Origin of the sequence: Halomonas sp. G15 (genome assembly GCF_021282295.1) — a bacterium.
In the GTDB taxonomy this organism is placed as follows: domain Bacteria; phylum Pseudomonadota; class Gammaproteobacteria; order Pseudomonadales; family Halomonadaceae; genus Halomonas; species Halomonas alimentaria.
Genome location: NZ_JAJSPA010000003.1, coordinates 57,776 through 79,817, shown reverse-complemented (window position 1 = coordinate 79,817; position 22,042 = coordinate 57,776). Strand labels below are relative to the sequence as shown.

The following is a 22,042-nucleotide window of genomic DNA, read 5'->3' as shown; positions in this document are numbered from 1 at the left end:
CAAGAACCCTCGCCTAAAGCGCGAAGCGCAGCAGGCGGGGAGTGTCAGTGCACCTTGTGCACATTCACGCCGTAGTCGGCGGGGTTGACGATGTCCTCGAGCTTTCCGATCTGCGAGAAGTCGCCGCTGCCCAACTCGCTGCTGATGTTGGTATCAGGGAAGCGCAGGTTCTTGACTACCTTGACCTGGATTGGCATTCCCTTGCCGTCGATGTCCAGAACCCAGGCAAGGAAGCCCCCGGAGAACTTGGCCAGGCTGCCTATCGGATAGAGTCCGTAGATCTGGATGTACTCAACCAGCACCGTCTTGTCGTAGGCCGTGGCCGCCTCGTGGATCATGCGGTAGGCGTCCAAAGGGGGGCGTGGTGGGATACCGTTACGCACATGCATCAGTTTGTTGACGGCCTTGATGACCGTCACTAGACGCACCAGCTCCGAGAGCTCTTCACCTCGCCGGCCGGCGGGATAGCCGGTGCCGTCGAGGCGCTCGTTGGCGTTCTCGATCACCTCTCGGCAGGTGGGACTGGACGTCCAGTCTAGCGCCGTCAGCTTGTCGCGCAGCGCGGCCACATGCCCGCGAAGCAGCTCCTTCTGCGGCGGGGTCATGTTGACCTTGAGCGAGGGCAGCTGCGGTCCGATCAGCAGCGGCTTGCCCAAGGTGTGCAGCAGGGCGCCCAGCACCGCCTCACGCACCTTGGGATCGTGAGGATCCCGGATAATAAGCATGTCAGCCAGAAGCCCAGCCACCTGCACTGCATGCCGAACCCACTCCGGCTCCTCGCGCAGCAGAGAGAGGGCGAAGAGGAATGCCTTGCGATCCTGCTCCACCAGGTAGCGTAGGGTATCGACACAGTCGTAGAAGATCTCTGCGGGAAATATGTCGCGGGTCTTCATATACATCAGACCCACCTGAAGACGGTGGGTAATATCCATCACGCCACGCTCCATGGGCGACTGGCGGGCGCGCTTCTCGCGCTCCTGGGCTTCACGCTGCAGAATCTTCTTCTCCTTGGCCCCGGGGACGAAGAGCGGGGAGTGGTAGTCGAGCTTGTCGTTGGCTCCAGTACGGTAGGCCGCTTCACGCTCAGATTCCGTCACATAGCGAAACAGCGCCTCGCTCTGGTGGGTGGTCAGCTGCATGAACTGCACGCCCACGACCGCATAACCGTGGTTGCCGAAGGGCCTAATGTGTCGGATCTTACCTTCGGCGAAGAAGCTTTCACCGTTGGGAAACTCGATGCTGATCCCAGGGATCTCCTGGTCGACATTGACCGCCACGCTCTCAGACAGGTCGATGTCCACCATGCAGCCCCCCACGGAGAGGTTGCGCAGTCGTCCCGGTACGTTGAGCTCGTGCAGGTAGACGTCGAGGCTGACCCGCGCCTGCATACCGAGGATGAAGGGGATGCGAATCGCACCGCGCTGCTCGGCGACGAATACCGACTCCGGCAGCTGGCACTCCAGATGGTAGAGGGTGCTGTCGGTCTTGTGCAGCCGGGCGGCGACGTTGCTCAGGCTGTAGGTCTCGCGTTCCAGCGCCTGGGACCCCTTGATCGCCTCGAGATCGAAGCTGATGCCGCCGTTGACCACATAGCGTTCGATGTCGCTGCCGGCGTACTCCACTTCCAGCACCAGACGTCCGTTGCTCAGGTCGAGTTCATGCACCTGAGCATGCAGCGGGTAGGCCATCTCCTTGGCATAGACCGACACGTCGTGGGTGTGCTGCAGCAGTGAACGGATCACTGCAGCCGAGGGGTTGGCGTACAGGGTAGGGAGAGCCATGTGAGTCACCTGCGCATGCGAGCGTCATTTTTATTGACCTACATCAAGAGCATAGGCCGATTTTTGCTATATAGGCACACACTATACCTCTTATTTAGCAAAACAATCGGCGCGGGCAAATTCCTTTTCGGCACAGGTCGAGCAATCATGAGGTCGCGTGCCAGCCCCGGCATCGTCGTCCGTTCACCCGGTCTGCCACGTAACGCGGTTTCGTCCCGCCTCCTTGGCGGCATAGAGGCCCCGGTCGGCGCGTTTGATCGCCGGCTTCAGGGTGGCCTCACCGGCGCCGACCAGGGTTACGCCGAGCGAGGCAGTGTAGGCGAGGGCGCCCTCGGCGGTATCGGCGTCGAGGCGAGCCGGTGTTGTCTCGATGGCCTGGCGCAGGCGATCCGCCACCTGCAGGGCCTGCTCGCGGTTGGTGTCGGGCAGCAGCACGGCGAACTCCTCGCCGCCCATGCGGCACAGCACGTCACCATCGCGCAGCACTCGGCGAGCCAGTCCGGCGAAGGCCTGCAACACCACATCGCCCACGTCGTGGCCGTGGCGGTCGTTAATGCGCTTGAAGTGGTCGAGGTCGATGGCGATCAGCGCCATCGGTGCTCCGCTGCGCTTGGCGCGGGCGATCTCCATGGCCGCCTGGTCCTCCAGGTAGCGGCGGTTTCCAAGCCCTGTGAGCGGGTCGGTGAGCGCCTGTTTCTCCAGGCGTGCCTCCAGTGCCTTGCGCTCGCTGAGGTCGAACACCATGGCGCGTGAATACTGGAAGCCGTCGTCGGTGACCTGGGCGGTGGCCTGGATCGCCACCGGTAGGCGAGTGCCATCGCGACACAGCAGCTCGCATTCGGCGCTGCCCTCCTGGCCTTCGCCCAGCACTTGGCGGAAGGCAGTATCGAAGGCTTCGCGGGTCTCCGGGGTCACGAAGTCGCGGTAGAAGCGTTTGTCGATCACCTCGTCGGCGTGATGGCCCAGCCAGTCGAGCTCAGTACGGTTGATCTTCACTACCCGGCCGTCACTGTCCAACGAGTGGTAGCCACAGGGGGCATGCTCGTAGAGGTCCTGCACCTCTCCGGCGTACTGGCGGGCCTCGCGGGAGAACAGCAATGCACGCTGCCGTAGCCCGCGCAGGCGGTGGTTGCTGAGCACCCAGAACAACCCGAAGGCCAGCGACAGCGCATAGACCAGGGCGATGGCCAGCGGCTGCACCGGGCTCTCGCCGAGCAGCCCCGCCAGACTGGGCCGCGAGACCAGGATGCCGAGGCGCCAGGGCTGGGTGCCCGGGTCGCTGACGATGCTCCCGGCCTGGCTGCGGTAGTGCTGGGTACGGATGTCGTGGGTGCGAAAGGCGAGCAGGCGGTCATCCAGCTCGGCCACTCCCTGATTGCGGTCCGACATGGCCGCCCAGGTGGCGGGGCGCTCCTCACTCAGCGGACGGCCGAAGCGTTCGCCCTGGCTGTCGGCGCCGGGCAACAGCCGTTGGCCCTGGGCATCCACCAGCAGCGCGTCGCCCTGAGCGGCCTGGCGGGTGTGCGGCAGCGAGGCGGCGATGCGCGACCAGTCGAGGGTAAACAGCAGCACGCCCAGGCGCTTGCCGCGCGCGTCGATGATCGGCGTGGCGATGTCGATGACCGTCGTCACCGGTGCCTGGGCGTCGCCTGAGGCGCCAGGGCGCGGCGGCGAGACATACAGGTCGCGGGCCTGCAGGCCCATGGCCTGGCGGAAGGCGGGGATCTCGCCATGCTCGACGAGCGGCGGTCTTGGCAGCAGGGGAGTAGTGGGCGCGCTTACCCACTCACGACCCTCGGTGTCGATCACCGCCAGGCGGGTATAGCGGCCGAAATGGGTGAGCAGGGTCTCGAACAGCGCCTCCAGCTGCTCGCGGTCGCGTCGTGCCGCCAGGTCCCAGGTAGGCGTCTGGCTGGCCGTCTGCCTGGCCAGGAAACGGCTCAGCAGGGGAAACTCCGCGGTGGCCAGCACCTGGTTGAAGCTCTCGTTCATCCCCTGCAGCAGCATCTCGTACTCCGAGGCCAGCAGCGCCTCGGCCGACCCGCGCGCACTATCGATCCTCGCCTCGAGATGCGAGGCGAAGATCGGTGTCAGTGTCAGGGTGACCAGCGCCATCGGCAGCAGGATGGCCACCGTCAGGCGGGCCCAGAGGAGTTTGATGATCACTGGCGGAGCCTCGAGTCGGGACAGCCGCGGTCCATGCAGGCAAGGGATCCTGGGTGTCGGGAGCCGTGTGAAGCCATCTTTCCCGTTGAAAGCGCGGAGTATCCAGCAAAAGACGCCTAACGTCCCCCCGAGTACCAGCCGTTTGCTCAACGGATCAGGCTCGGCCATCCCATCGGATGGCCCCGGCATCCTCCCGCTGCTCGCACCGGCTGGTTGGCGGGCGTCGTGATGTCGCCAGTCTGGCGAGCTCGTTGAAACCGGGAGCGGTGGCCAGGGTTACGATCAACGCGAGTTGCGCAGAAATTAGTGAATGGTGGTAGCGTACCTTGAGTGCCCACCATCATCGCCACCCTATAGAGCCTGCCTCATGCCCAGACGGTACCCGCAAGCCGGTCGAGCGAGGGTAAGCATCCCGCTGCGTGCTGCCGTGGCCATCGCGGTCACCCTGCTGGCCGGCGTCGTCGCCGCGGCCTTGGGTTACAGCAGCTATCGAAGCACTCAGCAATCGGTGGAGGTGGCGACCCGGGACAGCGTCACCCAGATCGCCTCGCTGCTCGACGAGCATATCGGGCGTATCTTCGAGCCCGCCGACAACCAGCTGCGTCTGCTGGCCTACAGCGAATTCGCCACCGCCGACTCCCATGAGGCACAGCTCGAACTGGTGCCCCTGGCGAGGGAAGTGTTGGCCGGCAACCCCATGGCCCAGGCAGTCTATGCCGGGTATGCCGATGGCCGCTTCGTGCTGTTCCGACCGCTGGATAGCGTCGAGGTCGCCGAGCGTTTCTCGGCGCCACCTACCGCCGATCTCATGGTGCAGACGATCGAGCCGCTCACCCCCCGGGAGGTCCGCGGGCGGTATCACTTCTTCGGGGCCGACGACGCGCTGATCGAGACGCGCATGCTCCCGGGCTATACCTTCGATGCACGCCAGCGGCTCTGGTATGTCGCGGCGGGCGATACCGCCCAAACGATCCTCACCGACCCCTACCTGTTCTTCACCACCCAGGTGCCGGGTGTCACCATGGCCAGGCGCAGCGCCGAGGGTGACGCGGTCATCGGGCTCGATATCGCCTTCCAGCAGCTCACCCAACATCTCGGCGGCCTGCGTGTCACCGAGAACGGGCAGATCGCCATCGTCGATGGCGAGGGTGCCGTAGTCGCTCACCACGAGGCGATGCGCATGCTGGTGCCGGAGGGGGAGGAGCGTTTCCGCCTGGCGTCGCTGGAGGAGCTGCCCTCGGCACCACTCAGGGGCGCCTTTGAGCTGCAGCCCGGCGACGCTGGAGCGCCCGCCATCCAGCAGGATGGCAACGGCTGGTATCAGGTACGCATTCCGCTGGCACCGATCGGTTCCCTAGATCTCTTCGCGCTGTTGGCGATACCGGAGGATGAGCTCTTCCTGGATGCCGAGCGCCTGATGAGTACCCAGCTGCTGGTGGCATTGATGATTTTCGTCCTGGCGGTGCTGGTGGCCTTGCGGCTCGCCCGCCACCCTGTAGCGACACTCCAGCGCATCGCGAGCCATACCCGTGCCATCGAGGCCTTCGACTTCGCCCGGCGCCCGCCCGTGCATTCGAACATTCACGAGATTGACCAGCTCGCCAATGCCACCGCCCGGCTGCAGCGCACCCTGGCCAACTTCCTGGAGACCAGCGTGGCGCTGAGCCGGGAGCGCGATATTGATACCGTGCTCGACAAGGTGCTGGCCACCGTGCTGGATGCCACCCGAGCCAGCGGTGGCGCCATCTATCAGCTGACCCAGGGGGGGGAACTGGAGCGTGTCTGCCTGCGCAACACCCTCTCGTCAGGTGAGGAGAATCCTCCCGCGAGGGTGTGGGTGGAGGAGGAGGGCCTGATTGCCCGCTCGGTTGCCGACAGGCGAACCCAGACGGAGGAGGCCCATACCACCCTGCACGTCGCCATGCCGCTATTGAACCGTGACCAACAGCCGATCGGCGCCATGGTCGTCTGGCTGCCACGGCGGCGGGAACCGCAGGCATCGCGGGAGGATACCCGCGTGGGGTTCATCGAGGCGTTATCATCGAGTGCCGCCGTGGCCATCGAGAACAGTCAGGCCATTGCCGCGCTGAGCCTTCTCGAGCGCGGTATCCAGGCTACCCCCAACGGGGTGGTGATGGCGGATGCCAGCCGCCCCGACATGCCGCTGGTGTATTCCAACGACGTTTTCTACGAGATCACCGGGTACGCGCCCGAGGAGGTGCTGGGCAAGAACTGCCGCTTCCTGCAGGGGCACGACACTGACCCGCAGGCGCTCACCGCCATTCGCGAGGCGATCCGGGCGCGAGCGTCGACCGATGTGACCCTGCGCAACTATCGCAAGGATGGCACCCCCTTCTGGAACCACCTCGCGCTGAGCCCGGTATTCGACGACGAGGGAGCCTGCACCCACTACATCGGGATCCAGGAGGACATCACCCGGCAGCGCGAGCAGCAGGACCAGCTGGCCTACCAGGCGACCCATGACGTGCTGACCGGGCTGCTCAATCGCAGCGCCTTCGATAAGCGGCTGCAGGCGGCCTTCACGCAGGCCCAGCAGCAGGGAGAGCATCTGGTGGTGATGCACCTCGACCTGGACGGCTTCAAGGCCGTCAACGACGGCCTTGGCTATCACATCGGCAACCAGCTGCTGGTAGCGGTGGGTAACCGGCTGCGCCAGGTGGTAGACGGCGACGCTTGCCTGGCGCGCATGGCCGGTGATGAGTTCTCTCTGCTGCTCCCGGGCTTCGAAGGCCGCGGCGCCTGCATCGAGATGGCGGAGCGGCTGCTGGAGACGTTCTCGCGCCCCTTCGTGATCGGCGACACGCCGCTGCATATCAGTGCCAGCATCGGCATCGCCTGCAACTGCAAGGGCGTGGATTACGCCTACCAGCTGATGCAGCGGGCCGATCTGGCGATGACCGATGCCAAGCAGCAGGGCCGCAACACCTGGCACTGGTACCAGGGGGATCAGCATCGCCTCACCGAGGAGGCCGTGTTGCTGCGCCATGAGCTGCATACCGCGCTGGAGGAGGGGCAGTTCGAGCTCTATTACCAACCCATCGTCGAGGCGAGGAACGGGCGCCTCTGCGGGTTGGAGGCGCTGATCCGCTGGCACCAGCCGGAGCGCGGGTTGATCTTGCCGGGCGTGTTTATCCCGCTGGCTGAGCAGACCGGCCAGATCATCCCCCTGGGGCGCTGGATTCTGTGCCGCGCCTGCCAGGACGCCGCCGCCATGCGTGCCGATGGGGGGCCTGCCGTGCCGGTCGCCGTGAACATCTCCTCGCTGCAGTTCCGGCGCGAGGGCTTCCTGGTCGACCTCCAGGAAGCGCTGGAAGAGGCAGGTCTGCCGCCAGAGCTCTTAGAGCTTGAGGTCACCGAGAGCGTGTTGCTGGAAGGTGCCGAGCAAGCTATCGCTCTGATCAACGAACTTAAGGCGATGGGAATCCGGGTCGCACTGGACGACTTTGGCACCGGCTTCTCGAGCCTTAGCTACCTGCGCGATCTGCCGATCCACAAGCTGAAGCTCGATCGCGCCTTCATCCAGGATATCGCCACCAATCGCAGCAATGCCGCCATCGTGCAGGGCATCATCACCATGGCCCACCACCTGGAGCTGGTGGTGGTGGCCGAGGGCATCGAGGAGCGGGAGCAGCAACAGGATCTGATTCGCCGCCACTGTGACTTGCTGCAAGGTTTCTACTTCGCCAGGCCGATGCCGCGAGAGGCCATCATGGCACTGCCGGGCTTGCTGCCTGCCCCTGCCGGGCCCTGATCTCAGCCGTATTCAAGGGTCGCTGTGCCACGATGGCTATCGTCTTGCCCTCGGCCTTGTTGTTGACCACTTGTTCAACCATGCTTAGACCAAGCCCCTATCACAGAGCCTTTCCCATGCATGGCAACACTCAGCGATCCTCGCTGCCCACCGAGGCGGCACCGGTTCCTCTTGACGCAGAAGCGTGCCTGGCGGCGCTCACGCGAGGAAGCACGGCGCTGATGACCATGGAGCACTGGACGGATGGGGTCGGCCAGCTGCTGGCCGAGCTTGGCCCAGTCACCGGTGCCAGCCGCGTCTGGATTCTGCAGGTGGTGGAGATGCGGCTCGACAAGGTCGTCCAGGACTACGTGTTCGAGTGGGCCGCGTCTGAACGCTATCAGTTGCTGGATTACTATCGTGGTCGGCTCTTCGCTACCTCGCGTGACGAACCGGAGTATCAGCAACTGGTGGCGGAGCGTCAGAGGGGGTGGCGCCATGATTTCTGTACCCCGCGGCTGCCGGAGGGTCCTATCAGACGTCACCTGGAGAGTCAGGAGACACTATCGATGGCGACTGTCCCTATCTTCGTGGATGGCCGGTGGTGGGGCACGCTGGGCGTCGATGACTGTGAGCGTGGGGTCAGCTGGGAGGGGGCGGGCCTCGACCTGCTGGAGGCGGCGGCGCGGATGGTCACCGCGGCGCTCTATCGCTACCAGTTGAACCATCGTTCGCGTCAAGTGGAGCTGTTCCACAAGGTCGCCGATTGCGGCGTCTGGGAGGTCAGCCTGCGAAACGGACGCGTGTGGTGCTCCCAGGGGCTCAAGTTGGCACTGGGCTACCCGGAGAGCTATCCTCGCTTGCCGTTGAGGCGCCTGGCGGCGCGCCTGCATCCAGAGGATCGTGCCGCGATCTGGTCACGGTTACGCGCGGCGCGCCACACTCCCGGACATGCTCAGTTTCGCCTCGATATCCGCGTACGGTTTTCTCGTGATACCTGGTCATGGTACGAGATCATCGCGGAGCTGGAACACAACGAGCAGGGCACACCGGTGGCGTTGGCCGGGGTGCTGGTCGACATCGGCAGACGCAAGCACGAAGAGGAGCAGGCACAGGCCGCCTCGGAGTGCGATGCGCTGACCGGCGCGCTGAATCGGCGCGGCCTGGACCGGTGGATGGCGGAAGGTCCCGTCGCCTCGCCTCGCCACCTGATCCTGCTCGATATCGACCACTTCAAGCGGATCAATGACACCTACGGGCATCTGGTGGGGGACGCGTTTCTGTCGTGTCTGGTCGATCGGTTGGCACAGGAGTTACGCCCCGAGGACTGCCTGGTACGCCTGGGTGGGGAGGAGTTCGGCGTCCTGGCGACCAGTATGCAGGATCGGCAGGTCATGTCGCTGGCCGAGAGGCTGCGCCGGCGTGTGGCGGAGGCCCCCTTCTGCGTGAAAGTGCCAGGACAGGGCGCGCCGTTGTCAGTCGGGATGACCATCAGCCTCGGTGTGGCCCGCCAGTCCCGTGATGACGCCGACGCACTCGGCCAATTGATGGCCGAGGCAGATGAGGCGCTCTACGCCGCGAAGCACGCGGGGCGCAATGTCGTCGTCGCTTTCCCGGGCCATTAAGCCCGAGCGACGTACTCCGATGCCTGACTTCACGAGCCAGTGCGCTCGCATCCTCGCCTGGACAGTCCTGCCTGGTAGGCTTCGAAGGCGCGGCTGCCCGGGTGCGGGTGGTCATGGGGTGTGTCCTGTGATGTCGTCAAGCGGCGCCGGTCGTGCAAAGTAGAAGCCCTGCATCAGGTCGCAGCCGCGCCGACGCAACTCCTCGCGCTGGGCGTCGGTTTCGATACCTTCCGCCACCACCACCATCGCCATGTGGTGCGCCATGGTGATCACCCCCTGGACGATAGCGGCGTTGCGCTCGTTGGTGAGGATGTCGTGGATGAAGCCGCGGTCGAGCTTGACCTTGTGGATCGGCAGATCGCGCAGGTAGCTGAGGCTCGAGAAGCCGGTGCCGAAGTCGTCCAGGGCGACCCGCACGCCCATCTCGCCGAGCCGCCGGATCAGCTCGCTGGCGTGGGCGACCCCCTCCAGCAGGATGCTCTCGGTGACCTCCAGCTCCAGCCGCTCGGGGGCCAGGCCGCTAACGGCCAGGGCTTGCTCGACCTCCTCCAGGAAGCCGGGCCGGCGGAACTGTAGCGACGAGATGTTGACCGCCAGCGTAGCCGAGGCGTCCGCATCGGCGAGCAGCGCCGCGGCATCCCGGCAGGCGCGCTGCAGCACCCAGCGCCCCAGTGGGATGATCTGGCCGGTCTGTTCGGCCAGTGGAATGAATACACCTGGAGAGATCAGCCCGCGATGCGGGTGGTGCCAGCGGATGAGTGCCTCGAAGCCGCGCACGCGGCCGTCATCAGACGCGACGATGGGCTGGTAGTACAGGACGAACTCCTCGTTGTTGAGGGCGGTGTAGAGGTCGTGGCGCAGCAGGACTTCCTCTGCGGTGATCCGCTGACCGTCGCCGCGGTACCACTGCCAGGTATTGCGCCCCTGGCGCTTGGCGCCGCTTACGGCGAGATCGGCCTGCTGTAGCAGCTCCTGGGCATGGCCGATCCCACCTTCGCTGGTGGCGATGCCGATGCTGGCGCTGATGTGTACGGCATTCCCGTCCAGGTAGTAAGGCCGGCTCAGCGCATCCAGCAGGCGGGTCGCCAGATGGTCACCTGTCTCATGGCTACGGCCGGGCAACACCAGGCAGAACTCGTCGCCGCTCAGCCGGGCGACGGTATCGCCGGGGGCGATCACACCGCGCAGCCGCTCGGCGACGGCGACCAGCAGGGCGTTGCCGACGGCGTGGCCCAGGCCGTCGTTCACTGCCTTGAAGCCGTCCAGATCCAGCAGCATCACCAGCAGCGGCTGGGAGCGCTCCTGTGAATCGCGGAAGGCCGCTGCAAGCCGCTCGTCGAGCAGCATGCGATTGGGCAGCGCGGTCAGCAGGTCGTGGCTGGCTTGGTAGGCGATCTGGGCCTCGTGCTCGCGCTGGCGGGTGATGTCCTTGGCGATGCCGAAGACGCCCTGGGTCTCGCCCTCGACGATGATCGGCAGGGTGGTCAGGTCAAGGGCACGCAGCTCGCCGTCGCGGTGGGTGAGGGTGAGTTCGACGCGCCCAGGCTCCCCGGCCAGGGTGGTCTGGAACAGCGCCTGCAGACGCGGGGTATCCTGAGGCTGCAGCAGCACCGAGAAGTGCTCACCCAGCACCTCCTCGTTCTGCCGCCCGGTGATCTCGCTGCAGGTGGCGTTGGCCGACACCAGGCGGCCCTCATGGTCGAGGGAGAAGACGCCATCCGGGTGGTAGAGATAGAGCGAGCGGAAGCGCTGCTCCAGGTCGTATTGCGCCTCCAGGCGCCGTCGCGCGGCGAGCAGCTCACGCGAACGCCCCAGCACCAGGCGCACTAGGCCCAGGCTCAGGGCCAGCAGGTAGCTCAGGATCAGCCCGGAGATGGCGAAACCACCGGGCATCAGGCCGGCGCGCAGCATGGCCGGCAGCGAGTCCAGATGTACCTCGAGGGTTAGCCGGCCGCCGCCCGGTAGGCCGACCAGACGAGTGCCGAGGTGAGGCAGTGGGTGTGCCGTCTCGGGGGGCGGCAGGCGCCCCGGCTGGCGCAGCTCGAGCAGCGGCCGGGAGGAGCGGACCTCGACCCGGAAGCGCTGCATCTGCACGCCGAGCTCCTGGGCCAGCAGCTGGGCGAGGTCGAGCCGGGCGACCAGCTGCCGCCCCTCGTTATCCACCGGGGTGGCGATCAGCAGCCGCGTGGGGGCGTCCGGCGCCGGCATGGCATGGGGCGCCTGCCAGGGTAGGGCGAGCCAGTCGCCGACCTCGGCGCGCATGATCTCATGGCGCAGGCGGCGCGGGTCGAGCAGGTGGGGCGCGCGCAGGTCGACGATCCGCCCTCGCGGGTCCATCAGCACCAGCGCCTCCAAGTAGGGGGCATGGCGGAAGTAGCTGTCGACGTCATGCCCCCGTAGCCGATCGGCGAAGAAGGCGGGTTCCTGGCCCTGGCGCCAGGCCAGGCGCTGGATCAGCTCCAGCTGGGCGGTCATGGTGCGGCGCGCGTTGAGCTCGACGTTATCCAGCAGCGTGGAGGCCTGGCGCTGGATGGTGGTCTGGGCGTTCCAGGTCAGCACATACCACGCCAGGCAACTCACCAGCACGCCGGCCACGGCGGTGAGCTGGGTCAGCCGGCCCACAGGCAGCATCGCCCGCGGGCCACGCACGGCCGCCCCCATCAAGGCGATACCGCCAAGCAGGGCGTAAAGGGTGGCGAGCATTGGTGCCGAGACGAAGCCGGCACCCCAGCCAGTGCGGCTGGCGGGAAGCAGCATCATCACCAGGGACAGGCCCCCGGCGAGCAGCGCCAGCGCACCGCTGGCTACCCATAGCAGCCGTCGCCATCGGCTCGCCATCCCCGCTAGGCTGCAAAGGGCGACCAGCATCAGCAGGAAAGCGGCGACTGACAAGATGCGCGACCCGCCCGTCACCCAGGAACTTCCCTGCCAGGGCCCTCCGGCCCAGGCGTTATGAACCAGGGTGTAGAGGGTGAAGGCGACCAGCGGCAGGGCCGCGACGAGGCGCAGCCAAGGTGCCTTATAAAGCCAGCCCAACAGGCAGAGTCCGCCCAGCAAGCCGGCGAGGGCGGCATCGGCCACCATCAGGCCGCTCAGGGGATAGGCCACGCCCAGCAAGTGGGCGCCGAGCCCGGCGCCGCCGAGCAGGGTGAAGGTAGCGGCGATCATCAGCAGGCCGATGTCCAGGGCCACATCGCGAATGCGGTAGGGCAGGTTGCTCTCATCGCGAGGGGGTGCGGCCGTCCTGGCGTGCATGGTGGGCTCCCGGTCAGTCACTGACGATGCGGTTGCGACCCGCGTGCTTCGCCGCATAAAGGGCGTCGTCGGCGCGTTGCATCAGGGTCTCACGGGTGTCGCCGGCGCGATACTGGGTCACCCCGATACTTAGGGTGATCGCCAGCCCCTCGAGAGGACGTGCCTCCACGGCTCGACGCAGCCGCTCCAGGGCGCAGCGAGCCGCACTGCCGTCGGTTCCCGGCATCAGCAGGCCGAACTCTTCGCCGCCGATGCGTGCGGCGAGGTCGTCGCCACGTATTTTGCAGGTGAGCAGCTCACCCAGGCGCTGCAGGACGCGGTCGCCGGCGGCGTGACCGTGGCGGTCGTTGACCGGCTTGAAGTGGTCGATGTCGAGCATCGCCACACTGAAAGGGGTGAAATCCCCGACAAGCGGTGCCTCCTTGAGCCGCTGGTCCAGCGCCTGGTCCAGCACTTGGTCAAAGCGGCGCCGGTTTGGCAGCCCGGTGAGGGCATCGCTGAGCGCCTCCTGGCCCAATCGCTGGTTCGCCTGTTCCAAGGCCGCCCGCTGGGTGCTCAGGGTGTCGTGCAGGGCCTCGAGTTCGGCCAGAGCCGCGCTCTTCTCGGCCAGGGCGCGCTGGGTCGCCTGACGGGCCTCGAGCAGTTCCCGCTCCAGGCGGTCCTTGCGCGCGATAGAGAGCATCGAGAGCAGGGTGAGGTTGGCACCTTGGTGCAGTATGAGGCGGGCGCTGCACAGCACCGGCATGGGCTCGCCCTCCTTGACCCGTAGCGTCAGGTGTACCTCCCCGGCCTCGCCGTGTTCGGCCACCCGGTAGGCCAGCAGCCCTAAATAGAGCATACGCGCCTCCGGGGTGAAGAGTTCGCTGGCTGGCTGGTCAATCAGGCGGCGCATGGGCATGCCCAGCCAGTCGCCTAGCGTCCGGTTGACCTGCAGGATCACCCCCTGCTCGTCGATCACCACCTGGCCGAAGGGCGCGAGGTGCCACCAGCGGGCCAGGTCGACTGCCTGAATCCCCATCAAGGACGGTCCACTCGGGTAGTGATCTGTCCCTGCAGCGTCCGGGCCAGCAGTTCGGGGTCGGTGAGTTGCGGGTAGTGGCCGGCGCTCTCCATCACCGCCAGCTCACTCTCGGGCAGGTGGGTCTGCAGGTACTCGGCGGCTTCCAGTGGCACGATGGCGTCCCGCGCGGTTTGCACGATCAGGCTGGGCACGCTGACTTCGGCCAGGTGGCGACGGGTGTCGCCCAGGAAGATGCTACGCGCCAACGGGCGCAGCACCTGCGGCTCCACCGCCAGGAAGCGCTCGCGCAGGTCGTGTTCTCGGTTGGCGGTGGCGGCATCGCCCAGCGCCACCTTCGAGAGGGTGCCAGCCCAGTCCAGGTAGTTCTGCTCCATCAGCTGCATCAGCCCGTCGAGCTGCTCGTGGCTGTAGCCGCCACGGTAGTCGGGCGGGTCATCCAGGTAGCGTGCCGAGCTGCATACCATCACCAGGCGGCGGAAGGCATTGGGACGCGCGATCGAGGCGAGCATGCCGATGGTGCCGCCGATGGAGTGGCCGAGCATCATCGCACCCTCAAGCGAGAGCGCATCGCACAGGGCGACGATGTCCTCGGCGTGGCCGGCCGGAGTGGCGTGGCGTTCGGGGTCGAAGACTTCGGGTGCGGCGCAGCCGAAACCGGCCAGGTCCAACAGGATCAGGCGGTAGTCGGCCTCCAGGAAGGGAAGCAGCCGCCGCCAGGCGGTCTGGTCGCAGCCAAAGCCGTGAATCAGCAGCAGTGGGGTCTCGCCACGACCGTGCTCGGTGACGTTCAACAGGTGGCGGATATCGGCCATCGGGGCTCCGTGAGTCGACATGTCGTGTTGCCAGGGAGCTTGGGCTCTGCGGCCCGAAAGCTCAAGACGCCGACATCACGGCGAACCGTTGCCGGAAGGCTTCCACCGAGAGGGGGCGTCGTTCGCCGTCGAGGATCCGCCCGCCGATCCCCTGTGCGGCCAGCACCACGTCGACGAAGGTGTCGGGGTGTCGGGCCACGCTGCGCTTGTTGAGGAACTTGATCAGCACCGAGATGCCGTCGACCTCGGTTGCCGCGTCCTGGTGCAAGGGCGGCAGGCGCCCAGGCGAGCTGGAGTGGGCAATAGTCAGCTGGTATCTGGCGCTTGCTGAGGTGATGTAATAAACGCCAAGCTCGGTGTCATAAAGAGCGTTGCGTTCCTTGAGCAAGGCGGCGAGTCGGCAGTTGGTTTCGGCCGAGGGTGTGTCGAAGACCACGAACCAGCATTGCTGCAGCGACTGAGAGGCCTCCCTTAGCCTGGCCTGGTGGTTGGCTTCCGCAACCCTGGTGTCATCCTGTAACGTCGCGGGTTTCGTTGGCGCCGCAGGGGCGGGCTCCTGGTCGTTGGGTTCCTCCTTCTGGCCGCGAAGCCTGAAGAACAGAGCCACGGCGGCCACTGCCAGGGCGATTGACAGTCCCAGCAGCAGCCTGGCCCACCAGCTCATCTCCTGCATCGTCTCACTCCTCGAATCTCCTCACCTGTGTGCTGGCTTGCCTGATGGCGGCCTGCTCTTCAGACACCTGCCGTGGCGCTTTCCCAGGCCGGCTCGTCACGCGCCTCCACCTGAGGCTGCGGCGTCTCCTCGCTATCGTCCTCGGCAGACATCGTGGCCGTCTCGCTCAGCTTGAAGGCGGTGACCATCTCCAGTAGCCGGCGGGCGGCGGCCTGCATCTCGGCGGCGGCATGGGAGGTATCGCTGACCAGCCTGACGTTCTGCTGGGTGGCGCTATCCATCTGGGTGACCGCGGTGCCGACCTGCTGGATTCCCGACTCCTGCTCCTTCACGGCCAGGGCGATCTCGTTCATCAGCCCCGACACCTGGCGGATGCCGGTGACCGTGGCTTCGATGCTCTCGCGGCTGCGGGTGGTCTGCTTGACGCCGCCGGCGATGCCGGAGGTGATCTCCTCGATCATGCCGCGGATCTCCTGGGCCGACTGGGCGCTGCGGCTGGCCAGGGTGCGTACCTCGCTTGCCACCACGGCGAAGCCGCGGCCGTGCTCGCCGGCGCGCGCCGCCTCCACCGAGGCGTTGAGGGCCAGGATGTTGGTCTGGAAAGCGATGGAGTCGATCACCCCGATGATCTCGCCGACCCGCCGTGAGCTCACATCTAGAGATTGCATCATCTCTGCCAGATGCTTGACCTCCCGAATGCCGAGCTCCGCCTTCTCGGTGGCCTCGCTGGAGACGTCGTCGGCGTGGCGGGCGGTGTCGCTGTTCTGGGTCACGATGGAGGACATTTCCTCCATGCTTGAGGCGGTCTGCTGCAGCGCTGAGGCCTGCTGCTCGGTGCGCGAGGCAAGATCCTCGCTGCCGCCGGCGATCTGGGTGGACGCCTGGCCCACCGTCTCGGCGCTGTGGCGAACCGCCTGGAAGCTGCGGTCCATGCGCTCGATGAAGGCGTTGAACTCGCGGGCCAGCTCGCCGATCTCGTCGCCGCGGCGGCTCTGGATGCGCGCGGTGAGGTCGCCTTCGCCCTCGGTGATGTCGCGGATCCGCGCGCTGACCTGGCGAATGGCCCGCGACATCAGGTTGGGGCCGACCAGGGCCAGCGCCAGGGCCAGCAGGAACACCACCACGGCGAAACCGGCGAGCCAGCGCTGCTGCATGGCCACCTCCACCAGGGTGCGCTCCTCCAGCGCCAGCCCGACCTCGTCGGCGCGCTCGCCGGCGAGGTTGTAGAGCTCGCGCAGGGCGTCGAAAGCCTCGGTGGCGTCGCCATCAAGCTGGGCCTGGGCCGCCTCGAGGTTACCCTGGGCGTGCAGGGTGAAGACCCGGGAGGAGGCTTCGAGCCAGGTCACGAAGCGTGCCTCGAAGTCACCCAGCGGTTCGGTGATCGCCGGGTAGTCGGCCAGTCGCTCGAGGAAGGCGTGCATGCGCTCCCGCGCCTGGTCGGCGTTCTCTTGATGCTCCTTGCGCCAGGCCCCGGCGGCCTCGCTGCCGGGGAGCGCGTCGAGCACCGCCAGCTCGGCCAGGCGTGCCTGATAGAGGTCGCGGTCGGCGTTGAGTACCGCCGATATCGCCGGGTTGAATGCGCCGCTGAATTCGGTCATCCGCTGCTTGATGGAGCCCACCAGTAAGGTGCTGGCGGCGAAGACGATAAGCAGCGAGAGGGCCACGCCGATGAAGGCGAGGGTGTACTTCACGTTGATGCGATTGAGCCGTGCGAGCATGAGCGATACCGCCGTTGTTGTCGTAGTTGGCGCTGTTGACTTAATAATCGGCCGTAGGGTGATTATCTTAAACGCTTGCTTTCCACGCCCCCTGACATAAGTCTGTGAGTTTCGGTTCGATATGAGGAAGTCGCCATGCCCGGATGGAGAGGGCTTCGCTGGCTGGCAGGGTGTTGGCTTTTTTGTCTTACCCTCGGCGGCGTCGCTCAGGCGAGCGATCCTGCAATGCGGCTAGTAGTGCCCTTTGGCCCGGGTGGCGCCAGCGACGTGCTATTTCGTGAGGTGGGTAGGGCGCTGGAACGCGAGCTGGGGAGTTCGATCCGCTACGACAACCAACCGGGTCATAGCGGGATGCGTGGCGCGTTGCTGGTTAAGGAGGCACCCCCGGACGGCCGCACACTGCTCGGCAGCCACCAGACCCTGATCCTTGCTCGGCTCAGTGGTCGCTCGTCTCTCTCCCATGAGGCATTCACGCCGATGGCGCTGCTGACGCGGACGGTGAACATCCCGGCAGCACGTCGCCAGGTCGGAGTATCCTCGGCGACCGAACTGGTCGCTCGTCTGCGGGCAGAGGACGCCGTCCTCAGGGTCGGCATGATACCCGACTCCACCGATGCCTTCTTCTGGCGGCAGTTCCTCCAGGCGGCGGGGCTGTCGCAGGAGGCGCTGACCTGGGTCGGCTATCCCGATACCGGCTCCCAGGTGGCGGCGCTGCTGGGCGGCGAGATTGACCTGGCCATGCTCAACCTGCCGGCCGGCAGGCGGCTCTTCGATCACGGGGCACTGGTGCCGCTGGGGGTGGCGGATGATCGGCGGCTGTCGGCACTGCCTGAGGTGCCGACCCTGCGTGAGCAGGGGTTCGATGTCGTCAACACCACCGACCGCGGCCTGTTCGCGCCACCGGGCACCCCGCGCGAGGCACTGGACCCCTGGCTCGGCGCCCTGCGCCGAGTGCTGTCGCAGCCGGGGCTAGTTCACCGCCTGGAGAGCGAGCATGGGACGCGGGTCGATTTTCGCGGCCCCGACGCCTATGCCGACTATCTGGAGGTCCAGGCGAAGACGCTGTCGTCTCAGCTCGACGAAGTGCCGCAGCGGCGTTAGGCGAGGCTGCGCAGGGCCTCCTGGGCGCCGCTGCTTGCGGTACGCGCGATGATGTCGTAGCGGCTGAGGGCCAGGTCGGCAGGTGCCCGGGCGGCATCGATGCGGTCGCTGGCCTCGACCGATGCGCTGCGTGGCTCGCTGCTCTCACTTGGGGTGGGGGCCCCTTCGCGGGCACCGTCCATCTCGCTCTGCTGCTGCGCCAGTTCCAGCTGGGCCGCCATCATGTAGCCGCGGGCACGGGCGGCGACCTGATGGTCCTTGGGTGAGGGGTCGGCGGGGGCCAGGGCGGCGGCGATCACCTGCTGCATCTTGTCCATTGTGGCGCGCGGGTCGCCTTGCACGGGGCCGTAATCGATGGGCACCTCGCCGGCGACCACGTAGCGGTTGCCGTCCGGGCCGCGCTCGAAGGAGTAACTGGGTGCTCCGGTATAGGCGCCGCCGGCAACTTGGTGGGCCAGCTCGTGGCGGCGGATCTCCTGGTCGGTGACTTTCATCTGTTCGACCTGGCGCAGCTCCGTCTCGCTCAAGGCCTCGCCATTTGGCTTGGTGGCCGCTTCGCTTTCGGTGGGACGACGCGTGCGTTCGGTATCGCGGGCCTGGGCGCTCTGCTCGGTGGCGTTCCTGGCGCTGTTGTCGGCGGTGGCTTCCGCCGGATCGGTCGTTGGCTGAGAGGTCTGGAGCTGGGGTTGTGCTCCGGTCTGCAGCGGCACCGGGCCTACTACTGTTGTCGCGAACATGAATCACCTCGGCGATGGCGCCCGCTGGCCGGGCCTCGTTTCTGTTAGAGTATTGCCAAGCCCAGCTCCTGCCGCAACCCGCCCTGCCATGCCCAGCATCGACGTGGTCATCGAACTCAGCTACGAGGCCTGCCTGGCCCACTATGAAGGCCGGGTAGGTCAGGTGCATACCCGCAGCCTCGACGGACGTCGCGTGGTGTTCCCCGCCGAGGCGCTGCGCCGTGTAGTGACACGGGATGGGGTGCACGGTACCTTCCGGTTGACCTTCAGTGATACCGGGCGCCTCAGCGCCATCCGGCGACTGGGGTGATGCGGGCTTGCGTGACTCCCCCATTGCTTTGAGCGAAGTCAATGCTTACGCGACCTTCGGCTTGGGCTTATATACACCGCGCGGGTCGCCTGGCATTCTGCCTGACTAATCCTCTATATCGACGCCTTGCCATGCACCGTCGCGATGTCCTTTCCCTGCTGGGGTGCCTGATGGCGGCACCCGCTGGGCTGGTAGGTTGTCGGCCGAGTCGAGCGATGACGATCGGCCTGCACCCCTGGCCCGGCTACGAGCCCCTCTATCTTGCCCAGGCGTTCGGCTGGGTACCGACCTCCGTTCGCCTGGTGGAAGGGCGTAACGCGGGTGATTCCTTGCGTGGGCTCGAAGACGGCTCCCTCGACGGGGCGGCGTTGACCCTTGACGAAGTCATCAAGGCTCGGGCCGCCGGACTGCCTCTGCAGGCGGTACTGGTCTTCAACGACTCGGTGGGGGCGGATCAGGTGATGGCGCGGGGGCCGCTTGCCACGCTCGGCGACCTCAAAGGAGCCCGGATTGCTGTGGAGCAGACCGCCGTGGGCAGCCTGGTGCTCGCCAAACTGCTTGAAGCCGCGGCACTGTCGCCCGCCGAGGTCACCCTGCTGGATATTCCGCCAGATCGACAGGTAATGGCATGGCAGCGAGGCGAGATTGATGTTGCCGTGACCTATGAACCCACTGCCAGCCGCCTGGCGCGACTGGGGGCCGAGCTCCTCTACGACAGCAGCGAGTTTCCCGAGCTGATCCTGGACGTGCTGGCGGTCAGGGAGGACCGCCTGAACTGGCGCGAAAGGCCGCTCACCGACCTGGTGGCGTCTCACTTCCGTGGGCTTTCCCATCTGCGTATGTTTCGCGAAGATGCCTTCCGGCGCATCGGTGCCTGGCGCGGCCTCTCCTTCGAGGAGGTAAGGGCCTCCTATGCGGGCATGGAACTGCCCAACGTGGCCACCAATCATCGTTACCTGGCGCCGGAAGGGGGCGTGGCCAAGGCGGCGGAGAAGTTGGCCGAGATCATGGGGACCTGGTCACTACTGGAGGCTCCGGTCAGCCTTGAGCACCTGGTGCGCAGCGACTTCCTCCCGACCCGCGCGGTGTTACCGTGAGTTTCCGCTGGTTGCTGCCCCTTGTGGCCTGGCTGATGCCGGTTGTCGCCTCTGCGGATCACGACCTGACGCTGGGTGTCTTCGCCTACCGCCCCGTGGAGGTGATAGAGGCGCGTTATCAGCCGCTCGCCGACTATCTTGGCGAGGCAATCCCCCATGCCAGCGTCGAGCTGCGGGTACTCACCCTGGATGAGATCGACCAGGCCATCGCCCACCGGCAGCTGGATCTGCTGATGACCAATCCGGCACACTTCATGGGGCTGCGGAGTCGCAACAGCCTGACCGGTGCCCTGGCGACCCTCATCAGCCGTGAGCAGGGGGAGGCGGTGACGGCGCTGGGAGGCGTAATCCTGGCCCGCGCCGAGGAGGGGGCGCCCACCAGTCTTCAGGAGGTGGCTGGCTTGCGCATCGGTATCCCGGGCAAACGGTTTCTTGGAGGCTACCAGGTCCACGCCTACGAGCTGCATCAGGCGGGTGTTCCCCTCGATGACCAGGACGACCTGGTCGAACTGGGCAGCCACGATGCGGTGGTCTCAGCGTTGCTGGAAGAGCGGGTCGACGTGGGCTTCGTGCGTACCGGTATCATCGAGCGCATGCAAACGGAGGGGCGGTTGGACCCCTCCCGGCTCAAGGTGATTCATCCGCAGCACTTCGCCGGATTCCCCTTCGCTGTCTCGACGCGCCTTTACCCCGAGTGGCCCTTCATCGCCCTGCCACATGTGCCGGCCGAAACCATGCGTCAGGTGGCAGTGGCGCTCTTCTCGCTGTCACCGGACCAACCGGCCGCCCAGGCGGCGCTACTGGCAGGCTTCGCGCCGCCCCAGGACTACCTGCCGGTCGAGAACCTGGCTCGCACCTTGAGGCTGCCGCCCTTTGAGCAGGTGCCGGCCTTTACCTGGCGTGATGTGGTGCATCGTTTCCGTCCCGCGTTGCTGGTGGCCGTTGGCTCCGCCCTGATTGTGGCGCTGCTGTTGCTGCTTCTGGCGCGTGGCAACCGTCAGCTCAAGGCCCAGCATCGGCGTCTGAGATTGGCGGCGAGCGTCTTCACTCACTCCCATGAGGGCATCATGATCACCTCGCCGGGTGGCACCGTGGTGGACGTCAATCGCGCCTTTGAGCGCATCACCGGCTATCCGAGCGAGGAAGTGCTTGGCCACAGTGCTCTGATGCTGGCCGCACAGGACCATGGCAACGACTTCCTGTTGAAGATGCGGCAGGTGCTGATGGAGCAGGGCCACTGGGAAGGGGAAATGGAAGGGCGTTGCCGTGACGGCACCATCAAGCCGCTGCGCCTGACCCTGAGCCCAGTGCTCGACCCTCACGGCCAGGTACAGCGCTACGTCGGCCTGCTGGTGGATATTACCCAGCTGAAGCGGCACCAGCGTGAGCTGCAGCAGGCGGCACAGCACGATGCCCTGACCGGGTTGCCGAATCGCCTGCTGCTCTCCGACCGGCTGCGTCAGGCCCAAGCCCAGGTCGACCGGCGTGGGACCTGGCTCGGCCTGGTCTTTATCGACCTCGACGGCTTCAAGGCCGTCAACGACTCGCTGGGGCATGATGTCGGGGACCAGCTGCTGGTGGCCCTCTCGGCACGCATGGGTGGCGTGCTACGTGCCTACGACACCCTGGCGCGTCTGGGTGGGGACGAGTTCGTCGCGGTGCTGGTGGACTTGGTCACGCCTGAGGAAGGGGAACTGGTGGCCAAGCGCCTCTTGGAGAGCATCGATGCCCCTCTGGAGCTGGCCGGCGAACGGGTTCAGGTGTCGGCCAGCCTCGGGCTCGCCTGCTACCGGCCGGGTTCGGGAAGTGAGGAGGTGGATGCTGACCAGCTGCTGCGCCAGGCGGATCAGGCCATGTATGAGGCCAAGCGCCGTGGCAAGAACCGGCTGCATCGCGTCACTCTGTGATCCCGTGTTGACGCCATCTTGGGACCCTCCCGCGGTGACTGCTTGCGGCTAATGGAGGAGGGCGCAATGTGGCGTTGCGGGGCGAGTC

At 66.4% G+C, this 22,042-nt stretch carries 14 protein-coding genes; 6 read left to right on the top strand and 8 right to left on the bottom strand.

Translation table 11 applies throughout. From position 1 onward, the window contains the following. Nucleotides 1-44 precede the first annotated feature (44 nt). Both LWH48_RS03020 and LWH48_RS03015 read right to left on the bottom strand, forming a co-directional pair. The gene (locus LWH48_RS03020; protein ID WP_232911207.1) at nt 45-1,781 is read right to left on the bottom strand and encodes a PilZ domain-containing protein; all 1,737 of its coding nucleotides are present in this window, start codon (nt 1,779-1,781) and stop codon (nt 45-47) included. 183 nt (nt 1,782-1,964) lie between these two features. Continuing rightward, nucleotides 1,965-3,947, bottom strand: a complete 1,983-nt coding sequence (locus LWH48_RS03015; RefSeq protein WP_232911206.1) for a sensor domain-containing diguanylate cyclase — start codon at nt 3,945-3,947, stop codon at nt 1,965-1,967. 367 nt (nt 3,948-4,314) lie between these two features. Here LWH48_RS03015 and LWH48_RS03010 point away from each other — a divergent pair, with 367 nt between their 5' ends. Together LWH48_RS03010 and LWH48_RS03005 are read left to right on the top strand one after the other, a co-directional pair. Next, entirely contained in the window at nt 4,315-7,719 is a 3,405-nt protein-coding gene (locus tag LWH48_RS03010) for a bifunctional diguanylate cyclase/phosphodiesterase (RefSeq protein ID WP_232911205.1), read from the top strand. Nucleotides 7,720-7,835: 116 nt separating this feature from the next. Next, nucleotides 7,836-9,323, top strand: coding sequence for a sensor domain-containing diguanylate cyclase (locus tag LWH48_RS03005; RefSeq protein ID WP_232911204.1), 1,488 nt, complete (start codon nt 7,836-7,838; stop codon nt 9,321-9,323). Nucleotides 9,324-9,434: 111 nt separating this feature from the next. Here the strand turns inward: LWH48_RS03005 and LWH48_RS03000 are convergent, their stop codons facing one another. The 5 genes from LWH48_RS03000 to LWH48_RS02980 form a co-directional block, all read right to left on the bottom strand. After that, the gene (locus LWH48_RS03000) at nt 9,435-12,578 is read right to left on the bottom strand and encodes a putative bifunctional diguanylate cyclase/phosphodiesterase (protein ID WP_232911203.1); all 3,144 of its coding nucleotides are present in this window, start codon (nt 12,576-12,578) and stop codon (nt 9,435-9,437) included. A gap of 13 nt (nt 12,579-12,591) precedes the next feature. Continuing rightward, complete coding sequence (locus LWH48_RS02995) at nt 12,592-13,596, bottom strand: sensor domain-containing diguanylate cyclase (protein WP_232911202.1); 1,005 nt, start codon at nt 13,594-13,596, stop codon at nt 12,592-12,594. Beyond that, entirely contained in the window at nt 13,596-14,411 is an 816-nt protein-coding gene (locus LWH48_RS02990) for an alpha/beta fold hydrolase (RefSeq protein WP_232911201.1), read from the bottom strand. The genes LWH48_RS02995 and LWH48_RS02990 overlap by 1 nt, the downstream gene beginning before the upstream one ends. A 61-nt stretch (nt 14,412-14,472) precedes the next feature. After that, the gene (locus LWH48_RS02985) at nt 14,473-15,084 is read right to left on the bottom strand and encodes a hypothetical protein (RefSeq protein WP_232911200.1); all 612 of its coding nucleotides are present in this window, start codon (nt 15,082-15,084) and stop codon (nt 14,473-14,475) included. Between the two features lie 59 nt (nt 15,085-15,143). Next, nucleotides 15,144-16,802, bottom strand: coding sequence for a methyl-accepting chemotaxis protein (locus tag LWH48_RS02980; protein WP_232911199.1), 1,659 nt, complete (start codon nt 16,800-16,802; stop codon nt 15,144-15,146). Nucleotides 16,803-17,027: 225 nt separating this feature from the next. On the opposite strand from LWH48_RS02980, the gene LWH48_RS02975 reads away from it, so the two are divergent. Then, complete coding sequence (locus tag LWH48_RS02975) at nt 17,028-17,903, top strand: tripartite tricarboxylate transporter substrate binding protein (RefSeq protein ID WP_232911198.1); 876 nt, start codon at nt 17,028-17,030, stop codon at nt 17,901-17,903. Here the strand turns inward: LWH48_RS02975 and LWH48_RS02970 are convergent. Next, nucleotides 17,900-18,640 carry a putative metalloprotease CJM1_0395 family protein gene (locus LWH48_RS02970; protein WP_232911197.1) on the bottom strand — a complete coding sequence of 247 codons (741 nt, stop codon included), beginning with the start codon at nt 18,638-18,640 and terminating at the stop codon, nt 17,900-17,902. The genes LWH48_RS02975 and LWH48_RS02970 overlap by 4 nt on opposite strands. Nucleotides 18,641-18,728: 88 nt before the next feature. Here LWH48_RS02970 and LWH48_RS02965 point away from each other — a divergent pair, with 88 nt between their 5' ends. The 3 genes from LWH48_RS02965 to LWH48_RS02955 all read left to right on the top strand — a co-directional run bounded on the left by LWH48_RS02965 (nt 18,729) and on the right by LWH48_RS02955 (nt 21,954). Then, a complete protein-coding gene (locus tag LWH48_RS02965; RefSeq protein WP_089677059.1) occupies nt 18,729-18,950 on the top strand; it encodes a DUF2835 domain-containing protein in 222 nt (73 codons plus the stop codon). Nucleotides 18,951-19,165: 215 nt separating this feature from the next. Further along, nucleotides 19,166-20,047 (top strand): ABC transporter substrate-binding protein, encoded by an 882-nt coding sequence (locus LWH48_RS02960; protein WP_232911196.1) that lies wholly within the window; start codon nt 19,166-19,168, stop codon nt 20,045-20,047. Then, complete coding sequence (locus LWH48_RS02955) at nt 20,044-21,954, top strand: diguanylate cyclase domain-containing protein (RefSeq protein WP_232911195.1); 1,911 nt, start codon at nt 20,044-20,046, stop codon at nt 21,952-21,954. Before LWH48_RS02960 ends, LWH48_RS02955 begins: the two co-directional genes overlap by 4 nt. Nucleotides 21,955-22,042: the final 88 nt, after the last annotated feature.

What these genes read in the sequence shown, in the direction of transcription:
- LWH48_RS02960 (WP_232911196.1), top strand. Translation starts at nt 19,166, where the DNA reads ATGACGATCGGCCTGCACCCCTGGCCCGGCTACGAGCCCCTCTATCTT.
- LWH48_RS02965 (WP_089677059.1), top strand. Translation starts at nt 18,729, where the DNA reads ATGCCCAGCATCGACGTGGTCATCGAACTCAGCTACGAGGCCTGCCTG.
- LWH48_RS02975 (WP_232911198.1), top strand. Translation starts at nt 17,028, where the DNA reads ATGCGGCTAGTAGTGCCCTTTGGCCCGGGTGGCGCCAGCGACGTGCTA.
- LWH48_RS02990 (WP_232911201.1), bottom strand. Translation starts at nt 14,411, where the DNA reads ATGGCCGATATCCGCCACCTGTTGAACGTCACCGAGCACGGTCGTGGC.
- LWH48_RS02995 (WP_232911202.1), bottom strand. Translation starts at nt 13,596, where the DNA reads ATGGGGATTCAGGCAGTCGACCTGGCCCGCTGGTGGCACCTCGCGCCC.
- LWH48_RS03000 (WP_232911203.1), bottom strand. Translation starts at nt 12,578, where the DNA reads ATGCACGCCAGGACGGCCGCACCCCCTCGCGATGAGAGCAACCTGCCC.
- LWH48_RS02970 (WP_232911197.1), bottom strand. Translation starts at nt 18,640, where the DNA reads ATGTTCGCGACAACAGTAGTAGGCCCGGTGCCGCTGCAGACCGGAGCA.
- LWH48_RS03005 (WP_232911204.1), top strand. Translation starts at nt 7,836, where the DNA reads ATGCATGGCAACACTCAGCGATCCTCGCTGCCCACCGAGGCGGCACCG.
- LWH48_RS02985 (WP_232911200.1), bottom strand. Translation starts at nt 15,084, where the DNA reads ATGCAGGAGATGAGCTGGTGGGCCAGGCTGCTGCTGGGACTGTCAATC.
- LWH48_RS03010 (WP_232911205.1), top strand. Translation starts at nt 4,315, where the DNA reads ATGCCCAGACGGTACCCGCAAGCCGGTCGAGCGAGGGTAAGCATCCCG.
- LWH48_RS03020 (WP_232911207.1), bottom strand. Translation starts at nt 1,781, where the DNA reads ATGGCTCTCCCTACCCTGTACGCCAACCCCTCGGCTGCAGTGATCCGT.
- LWH48_RS02980 (WP_232911199.1), bottom strand. Translation starts at nt 16,802, where the DNA reads ATGCTCGCACGGCTCAATCGCATCAACGTGAAGTACACCCTCGCCTTC.